General features: G+C 58.6%; 12 protein-coding genes. 7 read left to right on the forward strand and 5 right to left on the reverse strand.

Annotation, left to right across the window (positions count from 1 at the left end; translation table 11 throughout):
• Positions 1–3: 3 nt before the first annotated feature.
• The 4 genes from EC9_RS15950 to EC9_RS15965 all read right to left on the reverse strand — a co-directional run bounded on the left by EC9_RS15950 (position 4) and on the right by EC9_RS15965 (position 6,667).
• Positions 4–1,347: an HD domain-containing protein gene (locus EC9_RS15950; RefSeq protein ID WP_246105716.1), complete on the reverse strand. Its 1,344-nt coding sequence runs from the start codon at positions 1,345–1,347 to the stop codon at positions 4–6.
• Between the two features lie 5 nt (positions 1,348–1,352).
• Positions 1,353–4,730: a DEAD/DEAH box helicase gene (locus EC9_RS15955; protein WP_145346711.1), complete on the reverse strand. Its 3,378-nt coding sequence runs from the start codon at positions 4,728–4,730 to the stop codon at positions 1,353–1,355.
• Between the two features lie 611 nt (positions 4,731–5,341).
• Positions 5,342–6,007, reverse strand: a complete 666-nt coding sequence (locus EC9_RS15960; protein WP_145346712.1) for a Maf family protein — start codon at positions 6,005–6,007, stop codon at positions 5,342–5,344.
• 15 nt (positions 6,008–6,022) lie between these two features.
• On the reverse strand, positions 6,023–6,667 hold the full coding sequence (locus EC9_RS15965; protein ID WP_246105717.1) for a DUF3467 domain-containing protein: 645 nt from the start codon (positions 6,665–6,667) through the stop codon (positions 6,023–6,025).
• Between the two features lie 523 nt (positions 6,668–7,190).
• Between EC9_RS15965 and groL (EC9_RS15970) the strand changes: the two genes are divergently transcribed.
• The 7 genes from groL (EC9_RS15970) (at position 7,191) to EC9_RS16000 (ending at position 16,746) form a co-directional block, all read left to right on the forward strand.
• The gene (groL, locus tag EC9_RS15970) at positions 7,191–8,906 is read left to right on the forward strand and encodes a chaperonin GroEL (RefSeq protein WP_145346714.1); all 1,716 of its coding nucleotides are present in this window, start codon (positions 7,191–7,193) and stop codon (positions 8,904–8,906) included.
• A gap of 112 nt (positions 8,907–9,018) precedes the next feature.
• Positions 9,019–9,315: a co-chaperone GroES gene (locus EC9_RS15975; protein WP_145122129.1), complete on the forward strand. Its 297-nt coding sequence runs from the start codon at positions 9,019–9,021 to the stop codon at positions 9,313–9,315.
• Positions 9,316–9,466: 151 nt separating this feature from the next.
• Positions 9,467–11,086 carry a chaperonin GroEL gene (groL, locus tag EC9_RS15980; RefSeq protein ID WP_145346715.1) on the forward strand — a complete coding sequence of 540 codons (1,620 nt, stop codon included), beginning with the start codon at positions 9,467–9,469 and terminating at the stop codon, positions 11,084–11,086.
• 100 nt (positions 11,087–11,186) lie between these two features.
• Entirely contained in the window at positions 11,187–12,323 is a 1,137-nt protein-coding gene (gene dnaJ, locus EC9_RS15985; protein WP_145346716.1) for a molecular chaperone DnaJ, read from the forward strand.
• A gap of 131 nt (positions 12,324–12,454) precedes the next feature.
• Positions 12,455–13,042 (forward strand): nucleotide exchange factor GrpE, encoded by a 588-nt coding sequence (locus EC9_RS15990; RefSeq protein ID WP_145346717.1) that lies wholly within the window; start codon positions 12,455–12,457, stop codon positions 13,040–13,042.
• Between the two features lie 125 nt (positions 13,043–13,167).
• On the forward strand, positions 13,168–13,473 hold the full coding sequence (locus tag EC9_RS15995; RefSeq protein WP_145346718.1) for an FmdB family zinc ribbon protein: 306 nt from the start codon (positions 13,168–13,170) through the stop codon (positions 13,471–13,473).
• Positions 13,474–13,635: 162 nt separating this feature from the next.
• Positions 13,636–16,746 carry a [protein-PII] uridylyltransferase family protein gene (locus EC9_RS16000; protein WP_145346719.1) on the forward strand — a complete coding sequence of 1,037 codons (3,111 nt, stop codon included), beginning with the start codon at positions 13,636–13,638 and terminating at the stop codon, positions 16,744–16,746.
• 63 nt (positions 16,747–16,809) lie between these two features.
• On the opposite strand, the gene EC9_RS16005 is transcribed toward EC9_RS16000, so the two are convergent.
• Complete coding sequence (locus EC9_RS16005) at positions 16,810–19,527, reverse strand: FtsK/SpoIIIE family DNA translocase (RefSeq protein WP_145346720.1); 2,718 nt, start codon at positions 19,525–19,527, stop codon at positions 16,810–16,812.
• Positions 19,528–19,547 lie beyond the last annotated feature (20 nt).

Here is a 19,547-nt window from a genome sequence, read left to right on the forward strand (position 1 = left end):
GATCTACGTCGCGTCGGGCGTCTGTTCCACCGCAGCTTCCAGGATCTCGCGCGCTTGCTGCGGGGTGATGCTGTCGCGAAGTTCGGGGCAGACGAAGATCCGGACCCGTTTGACGAAGTTATCGAACTGCTGGCGTGCCAACACCGCCGCGACGGGCGATACATCACCCAGCGTGCGAACAACGCCCTGCTCGTCGACGACATCGACGTTGATATCGACCTCCAACTTCTGCGGCGGAGCGTCGATCAAGACGTGCGTGGGCCCGACGCGTCGGCCGGTCGCTGCGCTCGCCAATCGGGCGAACGATTCGCTGCAACGGACCAGCCACGGATAGGGTCTGCCCGCAAGCGACGCATGAATCTGCGGCGAATCCAACACGCTGAACTGTCCGATCTCTTTGAACAATCGCCGTTTGGGGCCAAACAATCCTTGAGTCAACCATTGGACATCGGTTCCGGCGCTGGCCATCAACAACCGTTCGATCCACGGGGCGTCGGTCAATTCGCACATGCTGTCCATATCCAACCGTTCGTGCAGCTGGTAGATCGCTCGTTGCAGCATCGCCGTGGCGCTGCGAACCGTCGGATGCCAGTAGACCTCGCTGAACATGATGTAACGCGAAAAGACCATCATCTCCGCGGCCGTGCGGCCTTTGTCGGTGATCGCCAAACGAGGCCGCGACGGATGGATGGCTAACGAACCGATCAACCGCCCGGTGTCAAAGTTGCGGCCGTAGGGAACGCCGGCGTGCAGGCTGTCGCGAATCAAGTAGTCCATCTTGTCGACATCGATCGGCCCGCTCAACAGGCTGCTGAGCGCTTGGTTCTCGTCGGAGAGATCTTTGCCGTCCAACAAATCGCAGACTTCGTCCGGTTCGATTTGCCAATCGTTCCGAATCCGATCGGCGATCTCCGCGTCGCCGATGATCCGCCGAGCTCGCTGTTCGTGGCGCGGCACGCCCGGCAAACGCATGTCTTCGATCGGGTGGCAGAACGGCCAGTGACCGACATCGTGCAACAGCGACGCCAGTAGAAAACGCTCCGCACCGCGTGGGTCGACGACTTCGGCAAAACGTTTTGTTGTGACCAAGCGTTGCAGAAACATCAACGCGTTGCGGTAGACGCCTAACGAATGTTCCATCCGCGAATGAGTCGCCCCGGGATAGACCAAGCCGACCAATCCCAATTGACTCACCTGGCTCAATCGTCGCAGCGGCGGCGTGTCGAGCAATCGCGCGGCGCGATCGGTCATCGGGACGTTCATCTCCGGCGGGATTCGAACGACGCGAGGCGATGCGGCAAAGGAGAGCAGTTCGGGGATCTGCGATAACATTTCTTGGCGGTTCATCGGCGTCAGCTCCCGCGGACCAAATCGATCAGGTCGGTTGTCGACAACTTGGCCGCCGCGTGAGTTCCTTCCATGACTCCCGAAACCAGATCGCGCTTCGCATCGTGCAACTTCAGAATCTCTTCTTCGATCGTCCCCTGTGAAATCAATCGGTAGACCATCACGGGGTTTTCTTGACCAATCCGGTGCGCCCGATCGGTCGCCTGGTCTTCGACCGCCGGATTCCACCAGGGATCCATGTGGATCACGTAGTCGGCGGCGGTCAGATTCAGCCCCGTGCCGCCAGCTTTCAGAGAGATCAGAAATGCGGTGGCGTCACCGTTTTGGAAGCGATCGACGCCGGCTTGCCGTTGGTCGGCGGGAGTCTGACCGTCGAGGTATTCATAACGAATTCCCTCGCTGTCGAACATCTCGCGGATCAGCGTCAGGTGCTTTACGAATTGGCTGAAGATCAGCACGCGATGCCCCTCCTCTTTCAGCTCCGCCACCGTCTCTTGCAACAACTGCAATTTGGACGACCGCTGCGAGAAGGATTCATCGACCATCCGTGGGCTGCACGCGATCTGCCGCAACCGCGTCAGCAGTGCCAGGATCTTGAAGCGTTGGTCTTTGACATCGCCAATATTAGCGATCTGGTCGATCTCGCCCAGCGCCGACGCTCGCACCTTGTCGTACATCATCCGTTCGGTCGCCGTCAGTTCGACATACAGGTTCATGTCCGAACGTGGCGGCAGGTCTTTGAGGACCTCGGTCTTGGTGCGGCGGAGCACAAACGGTTGCAAGCGGTCCCGCAACGCCAAGCGTCGCGATTCGTCGTTGTCTTTTTCGATCGGGCCAGCGAACCGTTTGCGGAATTGATCCCAACCGCCAAAGACGCCCGGCGAGATCACGTGGAATAAACTCCACAGTTCGCCCAGATGGTTTTCGACCGGCGTGCCCGTCAACGCGACCTTCCACTGCGCGGGGATCGATGCGATCGCAGCCGATGTTTTGCTGCGGCTGTTCTTGATCGCTTGAGCTTCGTCCAGGACCAGCGTCGACCACTTCACATCCGCTAATGCATCCGCATCTCGCAGCGCCAGACCGTAGCTGCAGACGACTAAACTGCCGGGACCCACAGTCGACAAGAACTCGCTGCGGTCGGTATCGCGGTAAAGATGGACGCTCAAGTCGGGCGCAAAGCGTTCGGCTTCGCGAACCCAGTTGAACCCGACCGATGTGGGCGCGATCACCAGCGTCGGCCCCTCGCTGCTGCGATCCAAGATCACCGCCAAGGTCTGCAGCGTCTTGCCCAATCCCATGTCGTCGGCGAGGATCCCGCCGACGCCCCACTCGGCCAGTCGTCGCAGCCAGCGAAACCCATCGGTCTGGTAATCGCGGAGCGTCGCGTTGAGTCCGGCCGGCAGGACGGGCTCGAGTTTTTCGGCTCGCTCCAATCGCGTCAGGCACTGATGCCAGGCACGCGTCGCTTCGACTTGGACGTCGTTGCTCAAGAAATCACGCACCGCCGAGGCGGACGTGGCGTCGAACTTCAGCCCCTTGCGATCCTGCGTGACCGAATCGCGGAGTCCCGTCAATTTAGCTCGCAAGCCCTTTTCGATCTTCGTCCAGCCCTTGTCGCCGATCCGGACAAAGTCGCCGCGAACGCTCTCCTCCCCAGGGTTCTGGAGCGCGTTGAGCAGTTCGGCCAACGGGACCGATTCCTCGCCAAGATCGCAGTTGCCAGACAGTTGAAACCAATCGTGCTTGCGGTTGATACCGACGCTGACGTTGCTGGTCGTGACCGATCCCAGAACACGCAGCGGTTTTTCGGACGTTTTGTCCCACAGCACCTCGATCCCCGTCGATTCGAGATCTTGCAGGGATCCGACCAGCCCGATCGCCGCTTCAAAGTCGCTGATGCCGCCGTCAAACTCTCCCGGTTTCTGCCCCAATTTGCCCAGCAGAGCATCCGACGCGCGGATCTCTTCGTCGGCATCGCGTTGGAATTGCACGGGGCGGCCTTCGTGCTTTCCCGCTCTCAGCATCAAACCGGTGCCGGGGCGATGCAGGACATCCATCGCGTCGCGAACGCGGACGCCGAAGTCGAGCGATCCGGTGCTGTGCGAACGCAACAAGACGACGGGGCGACACGCGTCGGGGATGATCTGGCCGGCGACCGATTCGGGGACTTTCACGTTGATCACGCGCTGTAGATCGGCGACGCGTTTCAACAGATCCTGTTCAAACTCGACGGGGATCCGCGGCAGCTTGAGGACCGCGACAACCGTCTTCATCTGGCTCGGATGCAGGTCGCAGATGCGAATACTGGCCAAGTCGTTGCGGATGTGGACCATGCAGTCCTCGTTATACAAGAACATGTTGTTGTGCGGTTTGCTGCCGACCAACTCCAACCAACACTGCTGTTCGTCGCGGCAGAACTGGAACGTGGGGTCGAATCGGACGACCTCGGCGGGGTGCATGTTGAACAGCACGTTCGGCTGGCCGACCAATTCGCGAAGTACCGCGATCGTGTCCAGTTTCGTGCTGACGCGATAATAACTCGAATCGATTTGCACCAGCGACTGCACACGGCGGTCGGCTTCGCTGAGCGTGACCTCGAGAACGTTGAGCGTCGAGACCGATACGCGGCGTCCCTTGGTCCAGCCGTTGCCACGTTTCTTCGCCTGCTGATGGATCGCCAAGATCTCGTGATCGGTTCCCCGCGTCGAGAGATTCCAAGCGATGCGATCCTGCGACACCGATCGCGACGGTGGCAGTTGCGCGTCTTCGAGATCCAAGTCGGGCGGGGCGATCGGCAGGTCTTCGAGAATGCGTTCGATCCGCGCTCGGCTGCTGAAATCAAAGCTCCTGGGATCGAAGCTCCCCGCGGTAAACAGCCCTTGGGCGACCTGTCGGTTCAACCAACTGCGGGTGTCTCGCAATTGTTCGTAGACGTAGTCGACAAAGTGGAAGGTGTGTTCGCAGTAGCTTTTGCCCAGCGAGACGTTGCAGCTGCAAGCGATTTTTTTCCGACCGCTGCCATCGGGGATGGCCAACATCACATCGTGCCGCTCGGGCCCTTTGCGGTATTGCCCGGTGACGGTGCCGTCGGAATAGACGGCCGACACAAAAAAGGCGTGCGGCGATTCGTAGCTATCCGAATCGGTGATGCTGTCGGGAAACGAATCGAGAATATCGAGGCAGGCTTCGTACCAAGTGCGAACGCGCTCAACACCCCGCTGCACCAGCGGGTTGGTCGACGGGGGATCGTCCTGCGACCATTGCGTTTTGGTGGGGGAACCGAGTCCGCCGGAAGCTTCGCTCAGAATTTGCTTCAGCATCGACGTGGCACTGGGGGAGACCGAACCGCGAGCAGCGCGTCCGCGTTTGTTATAAGCCATCGAACAGACGCCTTTCTGTTTTGGCAGTGCGACTTCGGTTTTGACGGGACGCTGGTCGCGACAGGTCGTTCGCCGATGCGGCAGACGATCCGACGCAACGTGGCGCCGCGGACGTTATCCATGTCCCGGAATCAAAAACGGAGATGCCCTGGCGGTTGCGGGAGCGGCTGGGGAATTCTAACGAGCACGCGTTACGAGCACGAAACGCAAACGAGTGAAAACAATGTTACGAGCACGAAGCGCAAACCAGTGAGCGTGAAGAATCCACTCGCTCGCGCGTCGTGTTGGTATTCATTCACTCGCTTGCGCTTCGTGCTGGTATTTGGTTCGCTTGCGCTTCGTGTTGGTGTTTCTTACGCAACCCGCGGAGCGATCGATAGGTTCCCAGCCTGGGAGCAATTGTGACAAGCCTCTAAATATATCGCTCCAGCGCCCGCGAATGAAGCCCTTACCCACCCGCCGCAGCATCGAGGTCGCCGCGCGAGATACGAGCAATACCAGCACGAAGCGCAAGCGAGTGAATTCACACCGATACCAGCACGAAGCGCAAGCGAGTGAGCGTGCCGGGATTCACTCGCTTGCGCTTCGTGCTAGTATTGTTGGGATTTCGCTCACGATGAGGGACGCTCGATGTCGACAAGAGGGGCTTGGCGAGCGGAGACATCGATCGCTTGCGCTGTTTCGGCAAAGCTGGCCAACATCTCCTGCAACCGCTCCATCGGCAAACCGACGACGTTCGATGGGCTGCCCGAAAGGATTTGCAGCCAGTCGTTGCCATCTTGGTAGCCAAACGCACCCGCTTTGCCGACCCAACGGTCGCTGTCGAGATACGCCTCGATCGTGGCGTCGTCGATCGCTTCCATCTGCAATTGCGTGCAGCAAACGTCCAGGCTGGCCCTCTGGTCCGGCAGCGACCACAAACAAACGCCGGTGAAGACGGCGTGCTGGGTTCCTGCCAGCATCTTCAGCATCTGCCGGGCATGGTCGCGATCTTCGGGTTTGCCCAAAATTTGGCCTCGGCAAGCCGCAACGGTATCGGCGGCGATCACCATCCCTGCATCGACCTGCCGGCTGACATCTTCCGCTTTGCGAAACGCGTGCCGCGCGACAAGTTCCGGTGGCGTCTCGGAACTGCAGACGCCACATTCGACCGACGGATCGGCGGGGATCACGTCAAACGAATATCCCGCTTGTTCCATCAGTTCGCGGCGCCGCGGCGATCCGCTGGCCAACACGATCCGCGAGAAAGCGGTCTGCGGCGGTGGAGTATCACTCATCGATCGGCTGCTCTGTTACGAAGGTTCGTCGGGATCGGGGCGGTTTTCGTTGGGGGGCAACAGATCGTCGCCGGGGGATTGTGTCGATGGCGGGTTCTGCTTTGGCGGCGGAAGTTGGCCGGTCCGCATTTTCAGTTGCTTCATCGCGTTGTCGAGCGATTCGATCAGCCGCGGGATCTGCCCGGCCGCCATGTAAACGCGTGCACTGACGGCCGACTGAGGGAAGAAGCTGGTGATGAAATCGAGGCTGAACTCCGCCGCGCCGTGGCCGATCATCACGCCGTTGGCATACGCGCCGCTGAGAAGCGCGTCGTTCATTTTCAGATCGTCGTAGATCTCTTGTGGCGTCGGTCGGCGAGCATCGGCAGGGGGTTTGGGGGGATCGGCCGGTGCACCAAAGCGGTTGGTGTAGATCTCCAGGTTTTTGCGGAGCGCATCGAGAAACTGGGGCAGAACCGGATGGGGCAGCACAACGCGGGTGGCCACACGGTGGGGACGGGAGATGTTCTGCACGAAATCGAGGACAAACTCGGTCGGGCCGGTGACAACGATCGCGCCGGTCGAAAAGACCCCTTCGCCAACGTGATCTGGAATTCGGGCCCGCAGGTTTTGACCACCTTCAACAGGTGCGGGTTGATCTTCAGACGGATTATCGTTCATCGGTGCCTGCCACAATGGGAAGAGAGAGTCTATCGCGACCATATACCTATATATACGCCAAAATCGACGATCCCATTCGGTGCGGAATCAGCCGGTCGCCGCTGTAATGTAGCGGAATTGTCCGCCAGGGAAAGACAATGGGGGGGCTCAAGCGCATCGGCGCTGCCGTGGGGGATCCACAGCGGGCAATAACGTAGCGGGGACGGAGCGATCCGCCGCTCGCTGCCGATCTGCCAAACTGGCACCACGGTCTCGGAGGGGGGTGGTTGGATGTGGAGCGATATTGCGTAAAGCCTTGCATGATAGCGTTTTGCAATTAATCAAAGCGGTTTGGCACACATCTTGCTCTTAAGGGGAGCTTCAGTGGCGGGCTGCCACTCTGCGCGACCGGACTCCCATGAGCCGCGTGCGACGAATGGCAGCCTGGCACTGCAGCGATATCACCGTTCACATTTTTTATGGGTCGGTTGGGCCTGACGGCTTGGCGACTCGGACACAATGACGTTCACAGGAGAGACACGACGTGGCAAAACAGATCGTGTTTGATGACGATGCGAGACAACCGCTCTTGGCGGGAGCCGCAAAATTGGCGCGTGCGGTTCGCAGTACGTTGGGCCCTCGTGGTCGCAACGCAGTGTTGGACAAAGGTTGGGGTTCGCCCAAGGTGACCAAGGACGGTGTAACCGTTGCTGAGGACATCGATCTGGACGACGCCAACGAAAACCTGGGTGCCCAGTTGATCAAAGAGGCGGCCAGCAAAACCAACGACGTCGCTGGCGACGGAACCACCACGGCGACCGTGTTGGCCGAAGCAATCTTCCGCGAAGGGCTGAAGATGGAAGCGTCCGGAGCCGACCCGATGGCGCTCAGCCGTGGGATCGCCAAGGCGGTCGACATGGTCACCGCTGCAATCCAGAAGCTGTCGACCCCAATCAGCGAAAAGAGCAAGGCGGAGATCCGCCAAGTTGCGACGATCGCTGGTAACAACGATCCCGAAATCGGCCGCGTTTTGGCCGACGCATTTGCCAAAGTTGGCAAAGATGGCGTGATCACCGTCGAAGAAGGTCGATCCAACGAGACGACCGTCGACGTTGTCGAAGGGATGCAGTTCGACCGCGGTTTCCTGTCGCCACACTTTGTCACCAACCAAGACGAAGTCACTGTTGAACTGGAAAACTGCTTGGTCTTGATCTTCGAAGAGAAGATCAGCGGCAACAAGAAGATGATTCCGTTGTTGGAAGCAGTCAGCAAATCGAAGAAGCCTTTGCTGATCATCGCTGAAGACGTCGAAGGCGAAGCGTTGGCGACTTTGGTCGTTAACAAGATGCGTGGCATCTTAAACGTCTGTGCCGTCAAGGCTCCTGGCTATGGCGACCGTCGCAAGGCGATCCTCGGCGACATCGCCGTTCTGACCGGCGCTCAACCGATCTTCAAGGATCTGGGCATCGATCTGGAAAACGTCAAACTGGACGATCTGGGAACCGTTAAGAAGGTTAAGATCACCAGCGAAGATTGCACGATGGTTGGCGGTGCTGGCGGCAAGGATAAGATCGCCGCTCGCGTTGCTCAAATCCGCAACGAAATCTCGCTGACCGACAGCGATTACGATCGCGAAAAGCTGCAAGAACGCTTGGCCAAACTGGCCGGTGGCGTTGCACAAATCAGCGTCGGTGCAGCAACCGAAACTGAAATGAAAGAACGCAAAGCGCTGATCGACGATGCCCGCGCGGCAACGCAAGCGGCTTTGGAAGAAGGAATCGTGCCCGGCGGTGGCGTCGCGCTGATCCGGTGCGAAAAGCACCTTCTGAAGTTGGAAGAGTCGACCGAAGGAGACGAAAAACTGGGCGTTCGGATCATCCGCAACGTCTTGGACAAGCCTCTGCGTGCGATCGCTGGCAACGCGGGTCTCGAAGGTGGCGTGGTTGTCAATCGCGTTCGCAACCTGAAGGACAAGAACGAAGGCTACGATGCCAATTCGGACAAGTATGTCGACATGATCAAGGCCGGAATCATCGATCCCGCCAAGGTCGTGCGTACTTCGCTGTCCAACGCGGCGAGCGTTGCTTCGCTGCTGCTGACGACCGAATCGTTGATCACCGAAATTCCTGTCGAGGAAGAAGCGGGTGACGACCATCACCACGACCATGGAATGGGTGGCATGGGCGGAATGCCAGGAATGGGTGGCATGGGCGGAATGCCAGGCATGGGCGGAATGGGTGGCATGCCAGGCATGATGTAAGCCGGCCCTTTTCCGGAAGTCCGGGGACTACGCATCTGCAGTATCCCCGGACGGCTCGTTCAATCTCAAAAACAAAAACTCAATAAAACATATCAGTTAGGAAGCTATACAGATGGCAAAGATCAACATTCGTCCTTTGGATGACCGCATCGTCGTTCAACCTGCATCGGCAGAAGAGACCACCGCTGGTGGAATCGTGCTCCCCGATTCGGCTCAAGAAAAACCACAGCGTGGAACCGTCGTCGCAGTGGGTCCTGGCAAGTTGTTGGACAGCGGCAGCCGCGGTGAGTTGACCGTTGCGATCGGCGACGTCGTGATCTACGGTCGTTACGGCGGCAGCGAGATCGAAGTCGATGGCCAAGAGCTGAAGATTCTTCGCGAAAGCGACATCTTGGCGAAGGTTGTCTGAACCGATTCCAATGCCCCGGCAGGCTGTTGAGTCTGTCGGTTGAAACCGCTGTCGCAGACCGGTCGTCTGCGATTCGGAACCTCGGGCAGGAACATAACTGCCCGTCTCCAATAAAACGAACATTCACCGCAACGCTTAAGGACACAATACCGTGGCAAAGCAATTGCTTTTTGATGATCACGCCCGAGCGCGCATGCTCGCAGGTGTTGATAAATTGGCCCAAGCTGTCGCGATCACGATGGGCCCGACCGGCCGCAACGTAATCATCGACAAATCGTTTGGCGGGCCGACCGTTACCAAAGATGGTGTAACGGTTGCCAAAGAAGTCGATCTCGAAGATCGTTTCGAAAACATGGGCTGCAAGTTGGTCGTCGAAGTCGCTCAAAAGACCAGCGACTTGGCGGGCGACGGAACCACCACGGCGACCGTGTTGGCGCGAGCGATCTTCAAGGAAGGTCTTCGCAACATCGTTGCCGGCAGCAACCCGACTGCGATTCGTCGCGGTATCGAGCGCGCCGTCGAAGCGGCTTCGGCCAAGCTGCACGAAATGGGTCGTCCCGTCAGCAGCAAGGATCAAGTTGCCAGCGTCGGCGCGATCAGTGCGAACAACGACAACGAAATCGGCGGCCTGTTGGCTGACGCGTTGGAGCGTGTTGGCAAAGACGGCGTGATCACTGTCGAAGAAGGCAAGACTCGGGAAACCGAAGTCTCCTACGTCGACGGCATGCAGTTCGACAAGGGCTTCGTTTCGCCTTACTTCATCACCGATCCGGGCACGATGGAAGCCAACCTGGAAAACGCGTTGGTGCTGTTGTACGAAAAGAAGATCAGCAACATTCGCGACCTGGTTCCAATCCTGGAAAAGTCGGCGCAAAGCGGTCAACCTTTGATGATCATCGCCGAAGATGTCGATGCCGAAGCACTGACTCTGTTGGTTGTCAACAAGCTGCGTGGCACGTTGAACGTTTGTGCTGTGAAGGCACCTGGGTTCGGCGATCGCCGCAAAGCCATGTTGGGCGACATCGCGGTTCTGACCGGCGGTACGCTGATCAGCGAAGACCTGGGCATCCAGCTGGAAAACATCACGCTGGAACACCTGGGCCGCGCCAAGAAGGTCACTGTCGACAAGAACGCGACAACCATCGTCGAAGGTGGCGGCAAGCGTGCCGACATCGACAAGCGTGTTTCGCAGATCCGTGCTCAGATTGAACAGACCGACAGCGAATACGATAAAGAGAAGTTCCAAGAGCGATTGGCCAAGTTGGCTGGTGGCGTTGCGATCGTCAGCGTCGGTGCTGAAACCGAAGCGGACATGAAGCAAAAGAAGGCTCGCGTCGAAGATGCGTTGCACGCGACCCGCGCGGCTGTCGAAGAAGGCATCCTGCCCGGCGGTGGCGTTGCTTTGGTTCGCTGCAAGCAAGCGGTCGAAGATTGCAAGAAGGGTGCGAAGGCCGACGAAAAGATCGGCGTCGACATCGTCTTGCACGCGTTGGATGCTCCAATGCGTCAGATCGCCGACAACGGCGGAATCGACGGCAGCGTTGTCGTCGACACCGTGGAACAAATGAAAGAGAACCACGGCTACAACGCTTACACCGGCGAATATGGCGACATGTTCACTTACGGTGTGATCGATCCTGTCAAGGTGACTCGCACGGCGCTCGCCAACGCGGCTAGCATCGCGGGTCTGTTGTTGACGACCGAAGCATTGGTCACCAACTTCGACCAAGAGGACAAGGACAAGCGTACGGTAGAAGGCGTCGTCTCGTAACGAGCGACGGATTCGACCGATTTAGCGACAGCACAGGGCCACTTCCGCACTCTATCGGTAGTGGCCCTGTTTATTGCAGCAGAGACGACGGGATCATCGGATGGCCGGAAAACGCGACTATTACGAAGTATTGAGTGTCAGCAAAGAAGCTGGCAAAGTAGAGATCGACAAGGCTTACCGGCGGTTGGCGATCAAATACCATCCCGATACGAATCGTAACGACGAAAACGCCGTCGAACTATTCAAAGAGGTCAGCGAAGCCTACGAGGTCTTGAGCGACCAAACCAAACGGGCTCGTTACGATCAATACGGCCACGCTGGTTTGGGCGGTGGCGGTCCACAATTCAATGACGTCGAGGATATCTTCGAAGCCTTCGGCGATATGTTCGGCGGATCGTTTGGCGATATGTTTGGTGGCGGCCGTGGCGGTCGTCGCAAACGCGTCCGACGTGGCGGCGACGTCCGTTGCGATGTCACGCTGACTCTGGAAGAGGCGGCTAGCGGAGTTCGCAAAGAGGTGAAGTTCCGCCGTCGCGTGGCTTGCACCGGATGCGACGGATCGGGCGCGGCCAAGGGAAGTGAACCGCAACCCTGCGTCGCTTGTGGCGGTGTCGGCCAAGTGATCCAATCGGCCGGCATTCTGCGTGTGCAGACTTCGTGTCCGCATTGCGGCGGAGCGGGTAAAGTGATCCGCGATCCATGCCAGAGTTGCCGCGGGCAAGGGCTCGAAGAACGTCAGGTCAGTCTGGACGTCGATATCCCAGCGGGTGTCGACGACGGAATGCGGGTGCGAATCACGGGCGAAGGGGAAGCGAGCCCCGATGGCGGACCAGCCGGCGATGCCTATTGCTTTGTCAGCGTTGTCGAGCATTCGCTCTTCCAACGCGACGGTTCGAATCTGATCCTTCAGTTGCCGATCGGGTATTCGCAGGCCGTCCTGGGGGCAGAGCTGGACGTGCCAACGCTCGACGGACGCGAAACGCTGACGATTCAAAAGGGAACGCGCAGCGGTGAGGTTTATCGGTTGCGAGGTCGCGGAATGCCCGATCCTCGCGGCGGTCGCCGAGGTGATCTGTTGGTGCAAACCTTCATCGAAGTCCCCAAGAAAGTGAACGAGCATCAGGAAAAATTGCTCCGCCAGCTCGCCGAACTCGACGAGGAGCATGTGATGCCCGAACGCAAATCGTTTTTGGACAAGATCAAGACATTTTTTGAACCCGAGGAATCGGACGCTTAACCGGAACACGCTCGACCGGCCAATGGCGTTCCCACGTCGCGCAATCGCGGTGTCGGAACGGTAGCGTGCGATGGATTTGGTGCCTCAGATTTACGTTGCACTCAATACATTAGACAGGATGCTCGCCCACTATGAATAATCAAGAATCGAACGAAAACATCGACAACACCGAAACCCCAAACGACGATGTCGGATTCGACGCAACGTCCGAAGCGGGCGTCAACGACGACGCGTTGGAAGCGGTCGCGGGTGAAATCGGTGGCGACAGCAGCGAGCCATCGTTGGAAGTCCAACTGGCTCAAGCGAACGATCAAATTTTGAAATTGCATGCCGAACTGGAGAACGTTCGCAAACGGATTCGTCGCGAAGCGGATGAACAAATTCGTTTCGCATCGCTCCCTTTGATGCACGACCTGTTGGGCGTATTCGATAACCTGCGACGCGCGATCGAAGCGGCTGAAACCTCGCAATCGACCGAAGGGTTGACCGAAGGTGTGCAGATGGTTGCGAAGCAATTTGTCGACACGTTGGGGAAATTCCATTGCACTCCGATCCCAGCGTTGGGCGAAACGTTCGACCCCCATGTTCATGAAGCGATCTCGCAAATGCCCAGCGACGAATATCCCGCTGGCAGCGTGATGATCGAAGCGACGCGCGGCTTCCAGCTGCACGATCGCGTCGTCCGGCCCAGCCAGGTTGTCGTCAGCACGGGCAATTAGCGGCGGGTTTGCCTCGATCGCCCGAGAGCGATTGTGTGGCCGTTCGAATCGCTCCGCCGGATCAGGTTATGAGACCTGCGGCGGATCGGTGACTTTGTCTATCAACTATTTTCAGGAACCAATGAATGCCAACCTACGATTACGAATGCGATGCGTGTGGTCACGAGTTTGAGCATTTTCAAGGGATCAATGATCCGCATTTGAAGAAGTGCCCCGAGTGCAAGAAGTTGAAGTTGCGACGGTTGTTTGGCACCGGTGCCGCCGTCGTGTTCAAAGGCTCTGGTTTCTATCAGACCGATTACCGCAGCGAGTCCTACAAGAAGGGAGCCGCGGCGGACAAGAAGAGCAGCAAGCCCAAGTCGGAATCGAAATCGAGCGACAAATCCGCCTCGGCGAAATCGACTGCGAAGCCCAAGAAGGCATCCGATTGATCGGGACGGAGCGATCGTCCCCCCTTGGACCCCAGTTTTGTCAAGCGTAGGCCGCCGCGTAAAGTGGCGGCAGTCCGGTGTGGTATCGCGGGGTGGGACTGATAGAATCGAGAGGCCGGGAATACCGGTAAACCGCAACCGCTCGCCGAGGCCTCTCCTGCCATGTCTTTAACCAACGAGAACGACCAGCTGACAGATCCCGATGCAGCCGCCCAGTGGCTGCAGTCGCTGGGGGTAGAGGATCCTCAGCAGGGTCTGCAATCGCTCGCTTCGATTCGCCGCGGCGGTTTGAATGACGAGATGTTCGGTTTTCTGTGCAGCCAATTGGCTAGCCATCTTCCCGATGCCAGCGACCGCGACAGTGCGCTGGCAAATCTGGATCGCTTCATCGCCGCATCGCGAAGCCCCCAGTCTTTGGTGGCGCTCTTCGAACGCGACCCCAACGCTTTCCCAACCCTACTGCGGATCTTTTCGACCAGCCAATATCTGGCCGACCAATTGGTCCGCGCCCCCGATTCTTTCGATCAGGTGCGGATTACCGATGGCCAACCGGTCGCTTACCAAGTTCTGATCGACGATCTGTTGCACGATCTCCGGTCCGCTCGCGATGAAGAGGCGGTGATGCGGGTATTGCGACTTTACAAGCAGCGTGAAACGCTGCGGATCGCGTATGGCGACTTCATCCGCGAAGCGCCGCTTGAACGGGTCACGCAACAGATATCTTTTCTCGCCGATGCGATCACGCAAGGTGCGGTCATTGCGGCGCAGCGGTTGTTGGAAGATGTTCGCGGATTTCCGGTGCGGCACGATGGAACGCGAGCCCGTTTGGTCGTGTTGGCCCTCGGCAAATTGGGCGGTTCCGAACTGAACTACAGCAGCGACATCGATCTGATGTTCTTGTGCGATGAAGCGGAAAAGACCAACGGGACGCGGTCGATACCTGCGACCGAATATTTCGATCGCTTGACGCGGATGATCATCCGGTTGCTTGGCGAACCGACGGAACTTGGCGCCGCCTATCGGGTCGATCTTCGGATTCGTCCCTTTGGAGAAAACGGACCGCCGGTTTCCGATCTGGCTTCGGCCGTTCGATATTACGGCACCAGCGGCAGAACCTGGGATCGCCAAGCGCTGATCAAAGCGAGGCCGATCGCGGGCGATCTCGATCTAGGGACGGAGTTTCTGACGGCGCTGAAGCCTTGGATCTACCGGACCTTTCTCAGCCGAGCCGATATCGCGGGGATTCGGCACATCAAGCGGCGGATCGAAAAACGGGCCAAGCGAGCTGGCGACGAAGCGCGGAACGTAAAAACCGGCCATGGTGGAATTCGCGATATCGAATTCTCGATCCAATTCCTGCAACTGCTCAACGGCAGCGATCTCGAACCGCTTCGCACCGGCAACACGTTGCACGCGATCGAGGCGTTGCAACAGGTCGGTTGCTTGACGCCTCAAGAAGCGACGGTGCTTTCGGAAAACTACAAGTTCCTGCGCAGTGTAGAACATCATCTGCAGATTATGTTCGATCTGGAAACGCACACGATTCCCGACGATCCCCGCGAACTGACGCGGTTCTGTTGGCGGATGGGTTATCGTGATGCCGACGGGAACAAGTCGGTCGCCGCCTTTGGCAGCAAGCTGGCCGAGATGCAATCGGTCAACCGCCGAATTCTCGACCATCTGTTGCACGATGCCTTTGGCGACGACGAACAGGTGCCGATCGAAACCGAATTGGTGTTGGACCCTGATCCCAGCGATCAACAGATCATCGAAGCGTTGCAGCCGTTCGATTTTGCCGATCCGAAGCAGGCGTACCAGTTGCTGATGGAGCTGGCAAACGAAAAGATCCCGTTCCTGTCGACGCGTCGCTGCCGCCACTTTCTCGCCGCGATCGCGCCTCGCTTGCTGGCGTCGGTCGCCAAAACGCCCGACCCTTCGCTGGCGCTAGAGAACATGGTTCGGTTCAGCGACTCGTTAGGTGGCAAGAGCGCGCTATGGGAACTGGCCAGTTTTGCGCCGGCAACGCTCGACATGGTCGTTCGGTTGTCGGCGGTCGGTCCCTATCTGATCGGAATTTTGACCAGCAATCCGGGCATGATCGACGAATTGATGGATTCGTTGATTCTGAATCGCTTGCCCTCGCACGACGAACTCGATTCGTTGGCGACCGAGTTGTGCCGCGGTGCGGAAGATGTACCGCGAATACTTTTCAGCTTCCGCAATTCGGTCCATCTTCGCGTCGGTGTCCGCGACGTGTTGGGAAAAGACGATATTCAATCGACCCACCAAACATTGGCCGATTGCGCCGAGATCTGCATCCAGCGGATCGTCGATGAACAATACGAAATCTTGGCGCAGCGTTTCGGCGATCCGCAAACGCGCGATGGTCGACCGTGCGAATTGGTGATCCTGGCGGTTGGGAAATTGGGAGGCCGCGAGCCGAATTACCACAGCGATTTGGACCTGATGTTTCTCTATGAAAGCGAAGGGCACACCAAACCGCGACGGGGCGGACGCAGCGAAGGGACGACCAACAACCACTTCTTCAACCAGTTATGCCAGCGTGCAACGCAATTGGCGAACGCCGTTTCGCCTCAGGGTCGGCTGTATCGCGTCGATACCAAGCTGCGCCCCAGCGGTGGCAGCAGCATCCTGGCCGTTCCTTTTGCTCAATTGGTGCACTACTTCGAAGGGGGATCGGGAACGCTTTGGGAGCGGTTGTCGATTTGCAAGGCGCGGCCGATCTATGGTTCGACCGCCGCGCAGAATCTGGCGATGCAATCGATCCGCGAAGTCGTCAAGCAAGGGAGCGAGATTCCCGATCTGCATCGGCAAGTCTGGGATCTGCGGATCGCCAGCCAACAAGACGCTTCCCCCCACAACCTGAAACGCTCCGCCGGTGGCACGATGGACGTCGAACTGATCGTCCAAATGTTACAATTGGAACACACCGCAGCCCATCCCGAAGTGCTCGTTTCGGGAACGCTTGGCGCGATCGAAAGCTTGCGTCGGGCGGGAATATTGGACGGTGAAACCGCCGACCAATTGGAAGATGGTTACGCGTACTTACGGCGAGTCGAATCGGCGCTGCGACTGTTGAACACTCCCCAACGACACGATCTGCCGACCGAAAAAGAGGTCTTGGACAAATTGGTCTATCTGCTGGGGTGCCCCGATGCGGCGACGTTGCTGGCCCAGTGCGAGCAGCATCAACGCGTTCATCGCGATCTGTTCGCCAAGCTTTGTCCGTTGCCACTCGATCCTCCCGGCTGATGGTTTTCACCAGCGGGACGTGCAAATGTCGGAGACTCGGCGCGGACAGCCGTTAACTGGCTGTTAGGTTTCCCAGCTCTCTTCGGGCTGTTCGTCGTACTCCATCACGTCCTCTTCCTCCAGTTCGGCTTCCTCGTCGTCGTCCCATTCGGGTTCCGGCGCGGCGATCCGCGGTCGTTTCGGTTTGCTTTTCGCCGGCTTAGCCGGTTCGACGGGCTGTTCCGCACCGTTTTTCATCGCTTCCCACTGGGACGCCGTAATGATGACTTCGCGAGCTTGAGCCCCGTTGTATTGGCCGACGATTCCGTCTTCGGCCATGAAGTCGATCATCCGGGCAGCGCGGCCGTAACCGATCCCCAGGGCGCGTTGCAGTAGCGACAGACTGCCTCGCCCTTCGTTGAGCACGACCTCGATCGCACTTTCGTACAGATCGTCGCGGCGTCGCAGCGCGGCGGTCGGTTCGTCGCCGCCAGCGGCCCCCTCTTCGTCTTTGACCTTCAGGTTCATCAACTCGCCGACAAAGTTCTGCTCGGTCATGCTGCACTGGTCGACGACGCGATCGATCTCTTCATCGCTCAAGTAGGTTCCCTGACCGCGGATCATCGTGCTGGTACCGGGCCACAGGAACAACATGTCGCCGTTGCCCAACAGTTTGTCGGCACCGTTGGCATCGAGAACAACGCGGCTATCGCTGCTGCTAGCCACCTGGAACGAGAGCCTTGCCGGCAGGTTACTCTTGATCAGACCGGTGATTACGTCGACGGTCGGCTTTTGCGTCGCGAGGATCAAGTGGATACCGACAGCACGGCTTTTCTGAGCCAGTCGAATGATGTGCGTTTCGGCATCTTTGCCGCTGGTCATCATCAAGTCGGCCATTTCGTCCGCGACGATCACGATAAAGGGCAGGTGATCGGGGATGTTCGCCGCCTCTTCTTCGTTCTCGGGCTGGAATCGTCGCTCCAATTCCTCGCGTCCCAACTGGTTGTATCCGTTGATATGCCGGACTCCGACCTTGGCCAACAACGAATACCGTTCCTCCATCTTGTCGACAGCCCAGGCGAGAATCGCCTCCGCCTTTTTCATGTCGGTCACAACGGGGTGCATCAGGTGCGGCAAGCGGCCATATCCCGACAATTCGACCATCTTCGGATCGATCATCAACATCCGCACCTCATCGGGACGGCGAGTCATCAGGATCGATGTGATGATCGAGTTCAAACAAACACTTTTACCCGTACCAGTTCGACCGGCGATCAACAGGTGAGGCATCTTGGCCAGATCGACGGTCAACGGGTTGCCGGAGACGTCTTTGCCCAAGAAGACCGGAATGTTCATCTTGTTCGCCGAACCACTGCACTCTTCGATCACTTCGCGCAACCGCACCGTCTGCCGCGTATCGTTGGGAACCTCGACACCGACGGTGTTTTTGCCTGGGATCGGTGCCACGATTCGGACCGTGGGAACACGCAGCGCGATCGCCAGATCGTCCGCCAAGCCGGTGATCTTATTCAGTCGCAGCCCCTTCTCCAGTTCGACTTCGTATTGCGCGATCACCGGACCGGTCTCGATCTCCTTGACGCGTACGTTCAGGTTGAAGTCGGCAAAGGCTTGTTCCAACAGTCGGGCCTTGCGGCGGACTTCGACAAGTTGATCGTCGTAACAGATGTCATCCGATTCATCCAACAACGTCACCGCGGGCAACAGGTAATCGTCGGCCCCTTCGGGCAATTGCTCGCGCATCGAATCGTTCAACGACTCGGTGTTGGGCTTGCGGTTCTGCTTCGTCTTGACCTTCAGTTCGTGCTGCTCGGGCTCCTCTTCATGCGGCGGATCCAACCGTAGCGTGACGTTCTCGTCTTCGACGACCAATTCGCGAGTCTGCGGTTCCGCGGCTGGCTCTTCCGCCGCTTCCACAGCCTCTTCGGAAACCTCGCTCTCCGCCGCTGCACCTTCGTCTTCGGTCCCCGCGGACGTCTCGTGCTCCGCATCGACGTCGGCTGCCGCCTTCAGCGTCTCCGGCTTGCGGCCGCGAATTCGCACGCTTGGTTCGGGTTGCGGTTCGTCGGCATCGTCCCCATCCAGATAGCTCGAATCGTCGAGGTCCGATTGGGTGTGCCCGGCATGCAGCGACTTCTTCGGCAAGATCTTGCCCACCTGACGCAACCCCGCAACGGATGTCTTGGCGCTGGTGCTGGCCACTTTGCTGGTCGCATAGACCAAGATGTAATCGGTTGCCATCAGCATCCCGAACATCAGGCAGGTGAAGGTCAGAATCCAAGCACCCGCCGAAGCAAAGTGCATCCGCAACCAAGTGCTGGTCATCGCACCCAGATAGCCACCGGCGCCAACGAGAGGCATGTTGGCGAGGTCCATTTCCGACAGCGATGCCCCGGTCGTCAGGGACAACAGAACCAGAGTCCAGCCCAGCGAACGCATCATCGGGGCCGAAACGCCCCCTTTCCACAGCACGCTGATCGCGGTCCCGCCGAGTACTGAGACGATCAAACAGGCACCGATCCCCGCACCGGTCAGCAGCGATCCGGCGAGGATCGCCCCCCAATAACCACAAGCGTTGGTGATCCGTCCGTTTTCGGGGAAGACCAACGCATCGGGGGTGTAAAGCGAACAGAGAGGCCAGACAGGCGGTTCGACCGGATCGGCGGGGTCGAACGTGAACAACGACACGGCCAGGATCGTCGTGAGCGCAGCGATAGCTATCGCTGCAACGTCGCGTCGAATACTCCGCGGTGCCTCTTCTGGGGCTGCGGCTGGCTGGGCCATATATCAGTTCCTCCGTGTGA

Origin of the sequence: Rosistilla ulvae (assembly GCF_007741475.1) — a bacterium.
Taxonomy (GTDB): Bacteria; Planctomycetota; Planctomycetia; order Pirellulales; family Pirellulaceae; genus Rosistilla; species Rosistilla ulvae.